The organism is Actinoplanes nipponensis, from assembly GCF_016862275.1.
GTDB classification, from domain to species: Bacteria; Actinomycetota; Actinomycetes; order Mycobacteriales; family Micromonosporaceae; genus Actinoplanes; species Actinoplanes nipponensis.
In genome coordinates, this window is the sequence record NZ_BOMQ01000074.1 from 23004 (window position 1) to 38612 (window position 15609).

Below are 15609 nucleotides of genomic sequence, written 5' to 3' on the forward strand. Positions count from 1 at the left end.
AGGATCAAGATCAAGTTCTGGATGTCGTGGCTGGGTGCATGGTGCTGACCGTCGCTCCCGCCGATTGCGGGGTTCGTGCTTTGTTTTATTCGGGTTGAGGTGGGTGCTCGGTGGGGCTTGGGGTTGGCTGCTTGGTTGCTTTGCGCCTCTTCCTAAGTGCCGCTCAGTCCCTGCGTGTCGCCCAGCCGCTGCTGCGTGTCGCCCCGCTCGCGTGCCGCCTTGCCCTGCATGACGCTTAGCCCTTGGCCTGACGCTCAGCCCCTGCCTGACGCGTCGCCCTGCATGCCACCCAGCTCCGCGTGCCGCCCAGCCTTGCCTAACGCCCAGCCCCTGCCTGACGCCCCGCCCCTGCTTAACGCCCCGCCCCCGGCCTAACGCCCAGCCAGTGCCGTCCACAACCCCGCGTGCCGCCCAACCTCTGCATGACGCCCAGCCCGTGCCGCCCACCTCCGCGTGCCGCTCAGTTGAGCTGACTTCCGCTCTCCCGGCTAGCTTTTGTCCCGCTCAGCTATCCGATCTTGCGCACCAGCTCCGGCCGCCGCTCGCCGCCAGCCACTCCTCCTCTCGATGTCCCTCTCAGCGCTGAATCTTGAATCGCCAGCACCCCTAAACCCGCCCGAACTCATCAAGATTTGCACCCAGGGGCAGACAAGGGGTCGCTCTCGGTAGTCGCCATTCGACGACCAGTGCTTAGCGTCGCTTGGCATTCGGCTCGGCGCTGAATCTTGAAGCGGCGGCGCCCTAAAGCCCACCCGAGCGCATCAAGATCCGTACCCGCGGGCAAACAATGGGCCGCTCCCGGTGGTCGCCATTCGACGACCGGCGCTTGACGTCGCTCGACATTCGGCTCGGCACTGAATCTTGAAGCAGCGGCGCCCCGAAACGCACCCGAGCGCATCAAGATCCGCGAGGGAGGCAGACAAGGAGTGCTGTAGGTGTTCGGCATCCGACGATCGTCGCTTGGCACTCGGCTCGGCACTGAATCTTGAAGCAGCGGCACCCCAAAGCCCACCCGGATGCATCAAGATCCGCACCTGCAGGCCGACAAGGGGCCACTCCCGGTAGTCGGCATCCGACGACCAGCGCTGACGTCGCTTGGCACTCGGCTCGGCACTGAATCTTGAAGCAGCGGCACCCCGAAACTCACCCGAACGCATCAAGATCCGCACCTGGGAGGCAGCCAGGGGGCGCGGTGGGCGGTGGGCGGTCGGATGACGGCATACCGCTGGTCAGGCTGACGCCGCTGCGCATCGACCGCTGGGCCGGCAGTCACCCATCAGTCGACACAGGGCGTTGGGCGAGGGGCCAGGAACGGGAGGGACGAGTGCCGGTCAGCCGAGGAGGGCGTCGAAGATCCATTGTGGGGCGAAGCCCAGGATGATGGTCGCCGTGGCGGCCACCGCGATCGCCGCGGCCACCGGGCGGGGCACCTGGACCCGGGGGTGGGTCGCCTTTTCGAGCAGGTTGGGGTCCAGCACGCCGGTCACGGTGCCGGTCGCGGCAGGAGCCGGGGTGGCCTCCGGAGTGTCGCCAGCGAGCGGCGGCGCCGGCGACGCTGGGCCGGGCGGGGGAGCCGCGGGGGACGACAGCGTGGGTGCGGGTGCAGTCGGTTCCTCCGCCGGCACCGGGTGCTGGTCGGGCAGTGCGGCGAAGGCGATGCCGGGTGTGGTCGGGCGGGTGTAGAGCAGGGCGCTCACCCGTACGTAGTAGGCCAGGGCTATGACCGCGTTCAGGACCACCACGCCGGCCAGCCAGCCCCAGCCCGCGTTGATCAGGGCCGCCACGATCGTCACCTTGGCGAACAGGCCGGACAGGCCCGGCGGCAGGCCCGCCAGTCCCGCCAGGGCCAGCACCAGGGTCGCGCCCAGCCACGGGTTGCGCAGGCCCACGCCGCGCAGGTCCGTCAGCTCACCGCCGTCACGGGAGCGGCCGCGGACCGCCACCACCACCGCGAACGCCAGGAATTCCAGCACCACGAAGAAGACCGCGTACGCGATGGCCGCCGGCACGCCCGCCGAGCCCACCGCCAGCGGCGCCAGGATGTAGCCCGCCTGCGCCACCGACGACCAGGCCAGCAGCCGTACGGTCCGGGTCTGGCGCAGCGCCACCAGGTTGCCCACCGTCATGGTCAGCACGGCCAGCACCGCCACCAGCGGCCCGGTGTCCAGCCGTTGCACGATCGCGGCCAGCGCGACCACGCCGCCCAGCTTCGACGCCGTCGACAGGTACGCCGCCACCGGCACCGGGGCGCCGTCGTACGTGGCCGGCGCCCACGCGTGCAGCGGCACCGCCGCCACCTTGAACGCGAAGCCGACCACCAGCAGCGTGCCGCCGACCGCCGCGAGCGGCGCACGCGGGCCCGTGCCACCGGTCAGCACCGCGAGGTACAGCACGCCGGTGGAGGCGAACAGCAGCGCCGCACCGAGCAGGGCGATCGCCGTGGAGATGACGCTGACCAGGAAGAACGTCACCGCGGCGGAGGCGCCCGTGGTGGTCACGCGCTCGCGGGGGGCGAAGCGGCGCAGGCCCACCAGCACGTACAGCGGCAGGGTCAGCGTCTCCAGGCCGACGATCAGGGTGATCAGGTCGCCCGCGTACGCGATGACCACTCCCCCGGCCATCGAGCAGATCAGCAGGAAGCAGAACTCGCCGGGCGGGGCGATGCCCGCGCGCAGCGCCGGGGCCGACAGCATCAGCACGCCGACCGTCAGCGCCGCGAACAGCACCGTGACCACCGCCGCCTGCGGGCCGCCGACCCAGGAGCAGTGCTCGGGGCCGCAGAAGGTCGAGGCCGGGCGCAGGCCCAGCGCGACCGCCGCGCCGATCGTGGCCAGGCCGCCGGCGATGCCCGCGGGCAGCACGAACCGGCCGAAGGCGAGCTCCATCACCAGCACGAGCAGCGCGGCCCCGCCCGCGGCGTAGAGCGGCAGCAGGGCGAAGTGGTTCACGGTCTGGGTCATGGCACGGCTCCGGTCAGGGCGGCCACCGGGTCGGCGGCCGCGGCGAGCACCAGGGCCGGCACCAGCCCCACGGCCAGGGCGAGCAGCACCAGCGGCGACCACGCCAGCCACTCCGGGCGGCTGATGCCCGGCAGGCCGGTGACCGCGGGGGTAGCCGGGCCGTGTGTCACGCGGCGGAGCAGGCGCAGGAAGTACGCCGCGGTCAGGGCGCCCCCGGCCGCCGCGAGCACCGCGCACGTGAGCCACAGTGGGCCTCCGCGCTCGACCGCGGCCACCACGGCGAACGCCTCGCCCCAGAAGCCCGCCAGGCCGGGCAGGCCCAGCGACGCGATCGCGGCGAAGCCGAGCAGGCCGGCCAGCCGCGGCGCGGTCTCGCGCAGCCCGCCGAGGTCGGCCAGCGAGCCGGTGTGGGCCCGGTCCTTGACCGCCCCGGCCAGGAAGAACAGCAGGCCGGTGATGATGCCGTGGGCCACGTTGCCGATCAGGGCGGCCTGCAGGCCGGTCACCGTGAGCGTCGCGATGCCCAGCAGCACGAAGCCCATGTGCCCGACGCTGGAATAGGCGATGAGCCGCTTGAGCTCGGTCTGCCGCAGGCACACCAGCGACCCCACGAGGATCGCGGCCACGGCGAGGATGCCCAGCGCCGGCGCCGCCCGGGCGGCGCCCAGCGGGGCCACCCCCACGCCGACCCGGATCAGGCCGTACGTGCCCATCTTCAGCAGGACGCCGGCGAGGATCACGCTGCCCACCGTCGGCGCCTCGGTGTGCGCGTCCGGCAGCCAGGTGTGCAGCGGCCACAGCGGCGCCTTCACCGCGAAGGCCACCGCGAACAGGGCGAACGCCGTGTACTGCACCGTGCGGGACAGGCCCGCGCCGCCGGCCAGGGTCACCAGGTCGCCGGTGCCGGCCGCGACGACCACGGTGAAGACGCCGAGCAGCAGCAGCACCGAGCCGAACAGGGTGTAGAGCACGAACTTGCGCGCGGCGCGGCGGCGCTCCGGGCCGCCCCAGCCGGCGATGACCGCGTACATCGGCAGCAGGACGACCTCGAAGAAGAGGAAGAACAGCACCAGGTCCAGGGCGAGGAACGTGCCCAGGATGCCCACCTCGAGCACCAGCAGCAGCGCCGCCAGGATCCGGCCGCGGCCGCCGCCGGGCACCCGCCACACCGTGTACGCGCAGCAGAGCAGCGTCAGCAGGCCGGTGAGCACCACCAGCGGGTACGAGATGCCGTCGACGCCCAGGTGGAAGCGGACGGCGAGGGCCGGCACCCAGGCCACGTCCACGTCGCTCCACGGCATCCCGGCGCGGGCCGGACGCGGCACCGCGAGCAGGGCGGTCAGCACGAAGGTGACCGCCGCGAAGACCGTCGCCACGATGCGGGCGGCCCGATCGCGGGCGGCCGGCAGCAGGGCCACGACCAGGGCGCCGAGGGCCGGCACGGCGAGCACCGACACGAGCAGCAGGTCGGTCATGAGGCGGCTCCGTAGATCGCCGCGACGACGCCCAGCACCAGGGCGCCGGCGAAGACCGCGACCGCCGCCCGGGGCAGGGCCGCGCGGTGGGCGTTCGCCAGTGTCTGGCCGAGGCGGCTGGTGGATGTCCCGGCGCCCTCGACGGCCGCGTCGACCACCCGCTCGTCGACCAGGCGCAGGGCGGCGGCGAGCGCGCGTACCGGGCGTACCACCAGGCGGTCCTGCACGTCGTCGAGCCGGAAGCCGGCGGCGAACAACGGCCGCCACCGGCCCAGGGCCCGCGCCGGGTCCACGCCCGGGGCGGTGTGCCACAGCCACCACGCGCTGCCCGCGCCGAGGGCGAGCAGAAGCAGGGGCAGCACGATGCTGATCTCCAGGTGCGGCGGTTCGAGCTCCAGCGCGCTGCGGAAGCCGGGCAGGAAGGCCACCAGGCCGAGCAACGCGGCCGGGACCGCGAGCACCTGCACCGGCCAGCGCATCAGCCGGGGCGGGTCGTGCGGGGCGCCGTGTTCCCGCTCGTAGCGGGCGTCGTCGAAACCGACGTGCCACTGCTCGGTGCGTGACCGCTCGGGGCCGAAGAACGTCCGCAGCAACAGGCGGGTCGCGTACCAGGCGGTGATCGCGACGCCGAGCAGGCCGGCCAGCCAGACCACCCAGCCGACCCAGGCCGGCGCCGGGCCCTCGCCCTCGGTGGCGTGCGCGGCGGCGACCAGCACGTTCTCCTTGGACCAGAAGCCGGCCAGCGGCGGCAGCCCGGCCAGGGCGCCCAGCCCGACCACGAACGCCCAGAAGGTCGCGGGCAGGTGGGTGCGCAGGCCGCCCATCCGGGACATCAGGTTGGTGCCGACGGCGTGGATCACGCCGCCCGCGGCCAGGAACAGCAGCGCCTTGAAGGCGGCGTGGGTGAGCAGGTGGAACAGGGCGGCGGCGGGGGCGCCGACGGCCAGGGCGCCGGTCATGTAGCCGATCTGCGAGACGGTGGACCAGGCCAGGACCCGTTTGAGATCGTCCTGCGCGGTGGCCGCGAGCGCGCCGAGCAGCAGGGTGATCGCCGCCATGACGCCGAGCACGGCCAGCGCGCCGGGCGAGCGGGCGAACAGCGGGAAGAGCCGGAAGACGACGTAGACGCCCGCGGCGACCATGGTGGCGGCGTGGATGAGGGCGGAGATCGGGGTCGGACCGGCCATCGCGTCCGGCAGCCAGGTGTGCAGCGGGAACTGGGCGCTCTTGCCGGCCACCCCGGCCAGGATGAGCAGCAGCGCGACGGTCAGGCCGGCGATGGTCAGGTGGCTGGGCGCGTTCGCCAGCACGTCGGCGATCCGGAAACTGCCGGCCGAGACGCCGAGCAGGGCGATGCCGAGCAGGAAGCCGACGTCGCCGACCCGGGTCACCAGGAACGCCTTCACCGCGGCCCGGGGCGCCTCGGGCAGCCGCCGGTCGTGGCCGATCAGCAGGTACGAGCAGAGGCCCATCACCTCCCAGCCGACCAGCAGCATGATCAGGTCGTTGGCCGAGACCACCAGCAGCATCGCCCCGGTGAAGATGCCGACCTGGGCGGCGTAGGGCGCGTACCGGGGGTCGTCGTGCAGGTAGCCGACCGAGTAGACCTGCACGGCGAGCGCGACGACCGTGACGGCCAGCGCGACGTAGAGCGCCGCCGGGCCGAGCGAGACGCCGAAGGTCACCGCCAGGTCGCCGAAGCGGGCCACCTCGACGCTGTGGTCGATCGGTTTGTCGGTGGCGGCCAGCAGGAAGACCACGTCGGCGAGCGCGAGCGCCGCGCCGAGGATGCCGAGGGCCGCGGCCGGGCGGCGACCGGAGCGGCCCGCGTCGCCGGCGGGCAGCAGCAGCCCGGCCAGACCGAGCAGCACCGGTACGCCGAACAGCGCCGTCCCGAGGATCTGGGTGATCACCGGCCGACCTGCTCGTCCTCGTGGTGCAGGGCGACCTCGTCGACGTGCACCGCCCGCCGCATCCGGTAATACTGCAGCACGATGGCCAGGCCCACGCCTACCTCGGCGGCCGCCAGCACGATCACGAAGAGCGCGAACACGCCGCCGGAGTGCGCCGGCCGGCCGTTCGGATAGGCCCACGCCTCGACCTGCACGCCGACCAGGGTGGCCCGGACCGCGGCGTCGGCGGTGACGAAGATCAGATTGACCGCGTTGAGCATGAGCTCCACGGCCATCAGCACCAGGATCGCGTTGCGCCGGCGCAGCACGCCGTAGACGCCGAGCCCGAAGAGCAGCGCGCCGGTCACGTACGGGATGACCGCGTGCATCAGGCCTCCTCCCCCGTGCGGGCGCCGATGTCCGGGCGCGACAGCACGATCGCGCCGACCAGGGCGGACAGCAGCAGGATGGACAGCACCTCGAACGGCAGCACCCACTGGCCGAAGATCTGCGTGCCCATCCGCTCGGTGGTGCCCGGCTCGGGGCGGTCGTAGAGCGTCCAGCGGAACGCGTCGGCGAGCAACGCGGCCAGGCCCAGCCCGACCCCGCCGCCGACGATCAGCGCCGGCCAGGCCGGGCGGTCCAGGTCCGGCGACGGCCCGATCGGGGCGCGGGTCAGCATCACCGCGAAGAGCAGCAGCACGACCACCGCGCCGACGTAGACCAGGACCTGCACCCAGGCGACCAGCTCGGCCCCCAGGACCAGGTACAGGCCGGCCATCGCGCCCAGGCTGACCACCAGGTAGAGCCCGGAACGGACCAGATGGTCGCTGGTGACCACCGCCGCGCCCGAGCCCACCGCCACCGCCCCCAGCGCGAGCAGCAGCACGTCGGCGACCGTCACGGTTTCGGCTCCGGGCGTACGGCGGGGCGGGCGGTCTGGGCCGGGGTCGGCGCGCCGGGACCGGCGGCCTTGCGCGCGGCGGTGGCCTCCTCCTTCGAGGGCTCGCCCAGCACGTCGTGGGCGGGCGGCGGCGGAACGGTCCGCATCCAGTCGCCGAGGCGGTTCTTGTCGTGCAGCAGGTTGAGGACGTCGGTCTCGGCGTACTCGAACTCGGGCGTCCAGTGCAGCGCGTCGAACGGGCAGACCTCGATGCAGATGCCGCAGTACATGCACAGGGAGAAGTCGATGTCGAACTTGTCGAGGACGTTGCGCTGCCGGGCCCGGGCGGCCCCGGGGACGACGACCTCCTCCTTGTGCGAGTCGATGTAGATGCACCAGTCGGGGCACTCGCGGGCGCACAGCATGCAGACCGTGCAGTTCTCCTCGAGCAGGGCGATCACCCCGCGCGAGCGCGGTGGCAGCTCCGGCTCCACGTCCGGATACTGCTGGGTGCCGCTGCGCCTGGTCATCGTCTTGAGCGTGACGGCGAGGCCGTTGATCAGGCCCCGGCCCGGCGTGTGCCGATCTCCCTGCTCGCTCATAAGGGCATATCCTGCCCGGTCCCCCCGGCCGAGGCGAGCACACCCCCGCTTCTTCCTCGCCGAGGGCGGCGTGACCCCTCCTACAGCGCGAGCTTCACGACGGCGGTGAGCACCAGTTGCGCCAGCGCCACCGGCACCAGCACCAGCCAGCACAGCCGCTGGAGCTGGTCCTCGCGCAGCCGCGGATAGCTGACCCGCAGCCAGATGACCACGAAGGACACGGCGAAGACCTTGGCCAGCGTCCAGAGCCAGCCCAGGTGCGCCGGGTCCGGGCCGTGCCAGCCGCCGAGGAACAGCACCGTGGTCAGCGCGGCGATCACCACGATGCCCACGTACTCGGCGAGCAGGAAGAAGGCGAAGCGCAGCCCGGTGTACTCGGTCATGTAGCCGAAGACCAGCTCCGAGTCGGCGATCGGCATGTCGAACGGCGGCCGGCGGATCTCGGCGAGCCCGGAGACGAAGAACACCAGCGCGGCGGGCGCCTGCCAGAGCAGCCACCACGGCGACCACGCCGCGACGATGCCGGGCAGGCTGAGCGTGCCCGCGGCCATCGCCACGCTCGCGGCCGACAGCACCAGCGGCAGCTCGTAGCCGAGCAGCTGCGCCGCGCCGCGCAGGCCGCCCAGCAGGCTGTACTTGTTCGCCGAGGCCCAGGCCGACATCAGCACCGCGACCACGCCCACGCCGAGCACGGCGAGCACGAAGAACAACCCCACGTCCATCGGCTGGGCGACCAGGCCGCCGGGCCCGAGCGGGATGGCCAGCAGCACGACGAGGTACGGGAAGAGCGCCACCAGCGGCGCGAGCCGGAACACCGGGCGGTCCGCGTCGCGCGGGGTGATGTCCTCCTTCTGGACGAACTTGACGCCGTCGGCGACCAGTTGCGCCCAGCCGTGGAAGCCGCCCGCGTACATCGGGCCGAGGCGGCTCTGCATGTGGGCCATGACCTTGTGTTCCATCTGGCCGACGACCAGCGGCACCACCAGGAAGGCGGCGACGACCGCGACGACCCGCACGAGCAGATCGAGCCAGAGCGGCATCAGGCGTCCTTCCCGTCGGTCTGCGCGGGGCCGGTCTCCGGCGGCGTGCTGGTCTCCGGCGGGGTGCCGACCTCCGGCGGGGTGGCCGGGGGCGCGGCGGGCGGTGGCGCCTGGTCGGCGGCGGTCTGCTCCGCACCGGCGCGGTCACCGGCCTCGGCGGCCTCGGCCTGCCCGGCGGCCACCGTCCCCGCCTGGTCCGTCGCCGCCCCGTCCGGCGCCGGACGGTCGCCCGCCGGGCGGACCGGACGGGCCGGGCGGTCACCCGCCGGACGGGCCGGGCGCTCCCCGGCCGGACGGGCCGGGCGCTCCCCCGCGGGGCGGGCCGGACGGTCCCCGCCCGGGACGGCGCCGCCGGCCCGGGTGGGACGCTCGCCCGGCGCGCGGCGGGCCGGGGTCTCCGGCGGCGGGATCTTGCCCTTCATCGGGCCCCACTCGTTCGGGTCCGGCACGCCCGGCGGGCGCATCGGGGCCCGCTTGGCCGTGCCCGCCTCGGACTCGCCCGGCTCCTTGGCCCCGGGCCAGGCCTTGGCGACCCGCGAGGCCAGCACGAACTCCTTGCGCAGCGGGTTGCCCTCGAAGCCCGGCGGCAGCAGCAGCGGCCGCAGGTCGGGGTGGCGGGAGAACCCGATGCCGAACATCTCGTGGGTCTCGCGCTCGTGCCAGGCCGCGCCCGGGAACAGGTCGATCACCGACTCGACGACCGGGTTGTCGCGGGCGACCCGGGCCCGCAGCAGCACCCCGTGCCGGCGCCGGGTGGACCACAGGTGGGCCACGACGGTGAAGCCCTCGTCCAGCTCGTCGACCGCCGACAGCCAGTCGAAGAAGTCGCAGCCCAGGCCGCCGGGGTCACGGGCGGCGTCGACCGCCGCCCACCACAGCGCGCCCGGCACGTCGACGACGGCCCGTTCGTGGCCGGGGCCACCGCCGGACACGCCGGTGGTGATCGGGCCCTCGGCGGGTGCGTCGGTCGCGTCTGCCGTCAGCAGGGCGACCATCCGCTCGCCGGCCTCTTCGGGGGTCATGCCGCACATCCTATGATCCGGCGCGGACCGGCTCCGGGCCACCGCGAGGACCGCGCCGGCCGACCCCCTTCCGGGGCGTCGCCGCCGGGACAGCGGGACGCGCGGATCTGTGGCAGGGTCCGCCGCAACCGATCGCGCCGGTGGCACGTGTAGTGCCCGTGACAGCGCAGGCCATGACCCTGGGCGCCAGAGCCGAACCGGAGACGCCAGCAGCCGTGCACGACGACCCGCCGACCTTCGACGAGGTGTACGCCGGGCACTTCGGCGACCTGACGGTGCAGCTCTACGCCTACTTCGGGGACCACCAGGAGGCGCAGGACGTGGTCCAGGAGGCCTTCTGCCGCGCGTACGGGCGGTGGAAGACGGTGAGCCGGTACGACGACCCGGTGGCGTGGATCCGCCGGGTGGCCTGGAATCTGGCCGTCAGCCGCTGGCGGCGTACCCGGACGGCGCTGAACTTCCTGCGCCGGCAGCGCCGCGACGAGGCCCGGCTCGACGGCCCGGGGCCGGACCGGGTGGCGCTGGTCGCCGCCCTGGCCACGCTGCCGGCCGCCCAGCGCCGGGCGATGGTGCTGCGCTACCTCGCCGACCTCAGCATCGCCGAGATCGCCGAGCGGGAGGGTGTCGCCGAGGGCACGGTCAAGTCGTGGCTGCACCGCGCCCGGGCCGCGCTCGCGACCCAGCTCGGCGCCGACACCATGGAGGTGCGCCGTGGCTGACGACCTCGAGGACCTCTTCGCCGGCCTGCGGGCCGACACGATGCCGCGGATCCGGCCGCCCGGCGTGGACCGGGTACGCCGTACCGTGCGCCGCCGCCGCACCGCGACCGCCGCCTTCGCCGGCGTGCTGCTGCTCGCGCTGAGCGGCACCGTGGCCCTGCTCGGCTTCCCGTCCCGGCCTCGCGTCCCCGCCGCGGACTCCCTACCGCAGACCGAACTGGACCGCCTGACCGGGGTGGCCGACCGGGCGGTGACGGCCGGCAATCCCGGGCCGGCCGTGTTCTCGCGCCGCGGCCCGGTCACCGGCTTCGTCAGCGCCACCGAGCAGATCTACCTCGGCGAGATCGACCTGCAGATCGCCTGCGCGGGCGCCGGATCGGTGACGCTGCTGGTCCGGGGCACGCCGGGCAGCGAGAGCGGCTCGACGGAACGGGTCGAGGTGGCCCGGCTGACCGCGCAGTGCACGGCCGAGCCGCTGCCGGCCGAGGCCACCTTCGTGCTGGGCCGGTTCGTCGACATCACCGTGGAGCTCGTCGACGTCGACAGCGCGCGCGGGCGGGCGGGCTTCGCGTACCGCGCGACCAGCGACACGGGCCGGCCCGCCGCCCGGACGGAGACCAACGACCCGGGCGGCGTCGTGCCCCAGGACCTGCCGCCGGGCTCGGGCTGGGGTGGCGGCGGCGAGGTGTCGGGCCGGCGCCTGGACAGCGGCTGGACGCCGTTGAACGGCGACTTCCGGCTGGCCGTGGCGTGCGCCGGCACCGGCACCCTGCGGGTCACGCTGCGGCAGGCCCGCAGCGCCGCCGACCCGGAGGGCACCGTGGCCGCGACCCGGACCTACGCGGTGGCCTGCCAGTACCCGCCGAAGCGGCAGGACCTCGTGGTCGGGAAGATCCGCAACCGGCCGGTCAACCTGACGCTGACCTACGGCAGCGCGTCACCGGCGCCCGGGGAAGCCGCGTTCCAGTTCCTGCCCCGCTGAGTCACAGGCCGGGGAGGCGGCCGTTGCGGAACACGTCGACGAAGTCCTGGTGGTCCTCGCGGGCCTGGTCGCCGTACCGGTGGGCGAAGTCCACCAGCAGCGCGAGGAAGCCGGCCTCGTCCTTGTCGACGGCGGCCACGATGGCCTCCTCGGTGGAGAAGTCGACCAGGTCGTGACTGGACTCGTCGTCGGCCACCGAGTGCATCCGGGCCACCGCACGGCCCAGGTCGGCCACGACGCCGCTGAGCTCCTCCGACTCGTTCACGTCGGCCCAGTCCAGGTCGGCCGCGTACGGCGAGACCTCGGCGACGAGCTGGCCGATGCCGCCCAGCTCGGTGTAGCCCAGCCACGGGTCGGCGTGCGCCTGCAGGGCCCGCTGCGACTCGGCGGTGCGGTGGCCCTGGTGCCGGAAGTAGGACCGGACCCGCTCGTCGTCGATCCACCGCGCCACGGCCGGCACCTGCGCCTGCTTCATGTAGATGATGACGTCGTTCTCCAGCGCCTGGGTGTGCCCCTCCAGCAGCAGGTTGTACGACGGCAGCCCGGCCGACCCGATGCCGACCCCCTTGCGCAGCTTGATGTCCTTGATGTTGGTGGACACCGAGTCGCCCTGCGAGGGCAGCGTGTGCAGGTAGTCCTGGAAGGCGGCGCGGACCGTGGCGGCGGTGGGCTCGTCGACGTCGTACACGCCGTCGCCCAGGGAGAACCGGCGCTCGTAGTCGTCGATCGTGGTCTGCCCGGCCAGCAGGTCGACCCGGGTGTTGAGCCGGGCCTCCTGGAGCACCCGGCGCAGCACGCCGTCGGCGTTGTCCAGGGTGATCGAGCCGATCGCGTCGTCGCCGCCGGCCGCCAGCGCGCGCAGCTCGGTCAGGTAGGCCCGCGCGAACGTGCCGACCAGCTCGGTGATCACGTCGTCGGAGAGCGCCTTGCTGTAGCCGATCAGGGCCACGCTGGCGCAGAACCGCTTGAGGTCCCAGACGAACGGGCCGACGTAGGCCTCGTCGAAGTCGTTGACGTTGAAGACGAGCTGGCCGGAGGAGTTCATGTAGGTGCCGAAGTTCTCGGCGTGCAGGTCGCCGTGGATCCACACCCGGCTGGTCCGCTCGTCGAGGAAGGTGTCGTCGCGGTAGGCCCCGGTCAGGTCGGCGTAGAACAGCGACGCGCTACCGCGGTAGAACGCGAACGGCGACGCGGCCATCTTCCGGAACTTGCGCCGGAAGGCCGCCGGGTCCAGCGCCATGAGGGCGCCGAACTCCCTGGTCAGTACGTCGATGATGAAGTCCGCGCGGTACTGGTCGCTCATGAGGGGCAGAGTAGCCGTACCGCACACTGTCAGACGGGCCGTTTGACCGCCGGGGCCGTCAGCGAGGCTGCGTCGCGGGGCCGCGTCGCGGGCGGGCCGGGGACGAGCGGGTCGGGCCGGTGCACCCCGCCCGGGCCGGACTGCTCGGCCGCGATCTTCTCCTGCAGCTGGAGGATGCCGTGCAGCAGCGCCTCCGGCCGGGGCGGGCAGCCGGGCACGTAGACGTCGACCGGAATGAGCTGGTCGACGCCCTTGGTCACCGAGTACGAGTCCCAGTACGGCCCGCCGCAGTTGGAGCAGGAGCCGAACGAGATGACGTACTTGGGCTCGGGCATCTGGTCGTAGAGCCGGCGGATCGCGGGGGCCATCTTGTCGGTGACCGTGCCGGAGACCACCATCAGGTCGGCCTGGCGCGGGCCGTGGGCGAACGGGATCACGCCGAGCCGCATGAAGTCGTGCCGGCCCATGCTGGTCGCGATGAACTCGATCGCGCAGCAGGCCAGGCCGAAGTTGAAGACCCACAGCGAGTAGCGGCGACCCCAGTTCAGCACGAACTTGATGGGATCTCCGAGCACTCCTGGCAGACCGGACACGCTCGTCAACCTACCCCGTGCCACGAGGGCCGCTGGAGCAGGCTCAGGAAGCCGGCCAGCAGGGCCTCGCGCAGCGCGGGCGGCGCCACGTCCAGCAGCGAGTTGACCGCGGCCATCCGGCCGCCGACGTCCTCGCCGAGCCCGAGCCCGAGCCCGGCGGCCAGCCCTTCGACCAGGTCGGGCGTCACCATCTGCGGGGTCAGCGCGCCGGCCGCCTCGAGCAGGGCGGGCGGCAGCGCCACCGGGCCGCGGGCGCGAGTCGCGGCGATCGCGGCGGCGAGGTCCGGGCCGAAGTCGGCGGCGGTCGCGCCGACCGCGGCGGTCACCGTGAGGTGGATGGTCGCGGGCAGGCCCCCGTACGCGAGCTGGGGCTGGGTGTGCCAGCCGCGCGCCGCCAGCTCGTCGGCGAGCACGAACAGGTCGACGTCCGGTTCGGTGGCCAGGCACACCACGGTGGTCTCGGGTGGGGCGAACAGGCGTACGCCGGCGGTGGCCTCGACCGCGCCGGCGAGCACGGCGACCGCGTCCCGGGTGTGCCCGGCCAGCCGCAGGTAGCCGTCGTCGCCCAGGTGGCGCAGGGTGGCCAGGGCGGCCGCGATGGGCCCGCCGGAGCGGGTGGACGAGATCACCGGGTTCACCATCGTGTAGCCGGGCCAGTCCGCGTACGCGAAGAACTGCGGCATCCGCAGCGCCGCGTCCCGGTGCAACAGCACGGAGACGCCCTTGGGCGCGTACGCGTACTTGTGCAGGTCGACCGAGATGCTGGTGACGCCGGGGACGGTGAAGTCGAAGTCCGGCAGGTCGGCGCCGAGCCGCCGCAGGTACGGCAGCACCCAGCCGCCGAAGCAGGCGTCGACGTGGAACCGCACGCCCCGCTCGGCGGCGAGCGCCGCCAGCTGCGGGATCGGGTCGACCACGCCGTGCGCGTAGCTCGGCGCCGAGGCCGCGACGAGCACGGTCTCCGGCCCGATGGCCGCCGCCGTCGCGAGCGGATCGGCCCGCAGGTCGGCGCCGACCGGCACCACGTCGAGGGCGACCCGCAGGTAGTGCGCCGCCTTGGCGAACGCGGCGTGCGCGGTGGACGGGACGACCAGCCGCGGCCGGTCGATCCCCGGGTGGGCGTCGCGGGCCGCCTTCACGGCCAGGATCAGCGACTCGGTGCCGCCGCTGGTGACGCTGCCGGCCACCTCGGGCGCGGCCGTGCCGGGACCGCCGCCGAGCAGCCGCCCGGCCGCCGCGACCAGCGCGTTCTCCATAGCCAGCAGGGACGGGAAGGCGGTCGGGTCCAGGCCGTTGACGTGCGCGGAGACGGCGTACGCGGCGTGGGCCAGCTCGTCGAGCCCGGCCACGGCGGGATCGTAGACGTAGGCGAACAGCCGCCCGCCGTGCGTGGGCAGGTCGGCCGCCCGCAGCTCGCGCAACTCGGCGAGCACCTGCTCGCCCGGAACGCCGGTGCCCGGCAACGCCTCGATCATGACCACCAAGCTAGTCCCGGGCCGACCCCTCGGCGAGCGCGGCCCGCGGCCCGGCGCATTTCCCTTCCCCGGGCGGTCGCCGGTGCGCGATTTGTGCCGGCTCGCCGCGGGCCGCGGACAAAGACGGAACGCCATTTCGGCGGACTTTTCCTCCGGCCGTCGGGCCCTTTCCGGCCAAGCCGCCCGATCGCGCCTATTCCTCCAACATCGGCGGGTCCCAAGGTCCTTTCGGCCAGTCGTCCGGCGGTCGCGGCGGGTAGTGCGGCGGCGGCGCGCAGGCGCTGGCGATGAACCGGTCGACGCGTTCCTCCTGCGGGGTGCGTTCCGGCGGCGCGCCGGCGGTGATGCCGGCCGTCGCGCCGGCCGTGGCGGCCGGCGAGACCCCGGACGACGTGCGGCGCTTCCGCAGCATGCCCTGCAGCGCCAGGATCGGCTCGACGCTGATCGCGATGGTGTCGCAACCGCGCGACTTCAGGTGGCGGTGGGCGTCGTCCCAGAGATCGTTCTCGGCGATCGTCCGCATGGCGTAGAAGAATCGCTCCAGCGAGACGACGGTGAGGTTGAGCGGGTTGAGCGGGCGCAGTTCGGGCTGTTCGGTGGTCATCGGACTCCCCGGTTCGGCTTCATCGGCTCCGATACCGGTTTATCGCGCACCGCCGACAA

Annotated in this window: 14 protein-coding genes; 2 read left to right on the forward strand and 12 right to left on the reverse strand. The window is 73.6% G+C overall.

Annotated elements, in window-relative coordinates; translation table 11 throughout:
• Positions 1-1331: 1331 nt before the first annotated feature.
• The 8 genes from Ani05nite_RS31040 to Ani05nite_RS31080 all read right to left on the reverse strand — a co-directional run bounded on the left by Ani05nite_RS31040 (position 1332) and on the right by Ani05nite_RS31080 (position 9874).
• Positions 1332-2960 (reverse strand): NADH-quinone oxidoreductase subunit N, encoded by a 1629-nt coding sequence (locus Ani05nite_RS31040; RefSeq protein ID WP_203774309.1) that lies wholly within the window; start codon positions 2958-2960, stop codon positions 1332-1334.
• On the reverse strand, positions 2957-4435 hold the full coding sequence (locus Ani05nite_RS31045; RefSeq protein WP_203774311.1) for a complex I subunit 4 family protein: 1479 nt from the start codon (positions 4433-4435) through the stop codon (positions 2957-2959). The genes Ani05nite_RS31040 and Ani05nite_RS31045 overlap by 4 nt, the downstream gene beginning before the upstream one ends.
• Complete coding sequence (locus Ani05nite_RS31050; protein WP_203774313.1) at positions 4432-6348, reverse strand: NADH-quinone oxidoreductase subunit 5 family protein; 1917 nt, start codon at positions 6346-6348, stop codon at positions 4432-4434. The genes Ani05nite_RS31045 and Ani05nite_RS31050 overlap by 4 nt, the downstream gene beginning before the upstream one ends.
• Entirely contained in the window at positions 6345-6716 is a 372-nt protein-coding gene (nuoK, locus tag Ani05nite_RS31055; RefSeq protein ID WP_203774315.1) for an NADH-quinone oxidoreductase subunit NuoK, read from the reverse strand. The genes Ani05nite_RS31050 and nuoK overlap by 4 nt, the downstream gene beginning before the upstream one ends.
• Positions 6716-7231 carry an NADH-quinone oxidoreductase subunit J family protein gene (locus Ani05nite_RS31060; protein ID WP_203774317.1) on the reverse strand — a complete coding sequence of 172 codons (516 nt, stop codon included), beginning with the start codon at positions 7229-7231 and terminating at the stop codon, positions 6716-6718. The genes nuoK and Ani05nite_RS31060 overlap by 1 nt, the downstream gene beginning before the upstream one ends.
• Entirely contained in the window at positions 7228-7812 is a 585-nt protein-coding gene (locus Ani05nite_RS31065; protein WP_203774319.1) for a NuoI/complex I 23 kDa subunit family protein, read from the reverse strand. The genes Ani05nite_RS31060 and Ani05nite_RS31065 overlap by 4 nt, the downstream gene beginning before the upstream one ends.
• A gap of 80 nt (positions 7813-7892) precedes the next feature.
• Entirely contained in the window at positions 7893-8852 is a 960-nt protein-coding gene (locus tag Ani05nite_RS31070) for a complex I subunit 1/NuoH family protein (protein ID WP_203774321.1), read from the reverse strand.
• Positions 8852-9874 carry an NADH-quinone oxidoreductase subunit C gene (locus tag Ani05nite_RS31080; RefSeq protein WP_239130817.1) on the reverse strand — a complete coding sequence of 341 codons (1023 nt, stop codon included), beginning with the start codon at positions 9872-9874 and terminating at the stop codon, positions 8852-8854. The genes Ani05nite_RS31070 and Ani05nite_RS31080 overlap by 1 nt, the downstream gene beginning before the upstream one ends.
• A 173-nt stretch (positions 9875-10047) precedes the next feature.
• Here Ani05nite_RS31080 and Ani05nite_RS31085 point away from each other — a divergent pair, with 173 nt between their 5' ends.
• Positions 10048-10593: an RNA polymerase sigma factor gene (locus Ani05nite_RS31085; RefSeq protein WP_203774474.1), complete on the forward strand. Its 546-nt coding sequence runs from the start codon at positions 10048-10050 to the stop codon at positions 10591-10593.
• Positions 10586-11575: a hypothetical protein gene (locus tag Ani05nite_RS31090; RefSeq protein WP_203774325.1), complete on the forward strand. Its 990-nt coding sequence runs from the start codon at positions 10586-10588 to the stop codon at positions 11573-11575. Before Ani05nite_RS31085 ends, Ani05nite_RS31090 begins: the two co-directional genes overlap by 8 nt.
• Before the next feature lies 1 nt (position 11576).
• Here the strand turns inward: Ani05nite_RS31090 and Ani05nite_RS31095 are convergent, their stop codons facing one another.
• The 4 genes from Ani05nite_RS31095 to Ani05nite_RS31110 all read right to left on the reverse strand — a co-directional run bounded on the left by Ani05nite_RS31095 (position 11577) and on the right by Ani05nite_RS31110 (position 15550).
• Positions 11577-12878, reverse strand: a complete 1302-nt coding sequence (locus tag Ani05nite_RS31095) for a DUF2252 domain-containing protein (protein WP_203774327.1) — start codon at positions 12876-12878, stop codon at positions 11577-11579.
• 29 nt (positions 12879-12907) lie between these two features.
• Positions 12908-13471 carry an NADH-quinone oxidoreductase subunit B gene (locus Ani05nite_RS31100; RefSeq protein WP_203774329.1) on the reverse strand — a complete coding sequence of 188 codons (564 nt, stop codon included), beginning with the start codon at positions 13469-13471 and terminating at the stop codon, positions 12908-12910.
• Positions 13472-13476: 5 nt separating this feature from the next.
• A complete protein-coding gene (locus Ani05nite_RS31105) occupies positions 13477-14946 on the reverse strand; it encodes a pyridoxal phosphate-dependent decarboxylase family protein (RefSeq protein ID WP_203774331.1) in 1470 nt (489 codons plus the stop codon).
• A 193-nt stretch (positions 14947-15139) separates the two neighbouring features.
• Positions 15140-15550 carry a hypothetical protein gene (locus Ani05nite_RS31110; protein ID WP_203774333.1) on the reverse strand — a complete coding sequence of 137 codons (411 nt, stop codon included), beginning with the start codon at positions 15548-15550 and terminating at the stop codon, positions 15140-15142.
• Positions 15551-15609: the final 59 nt, after the last annotated feature.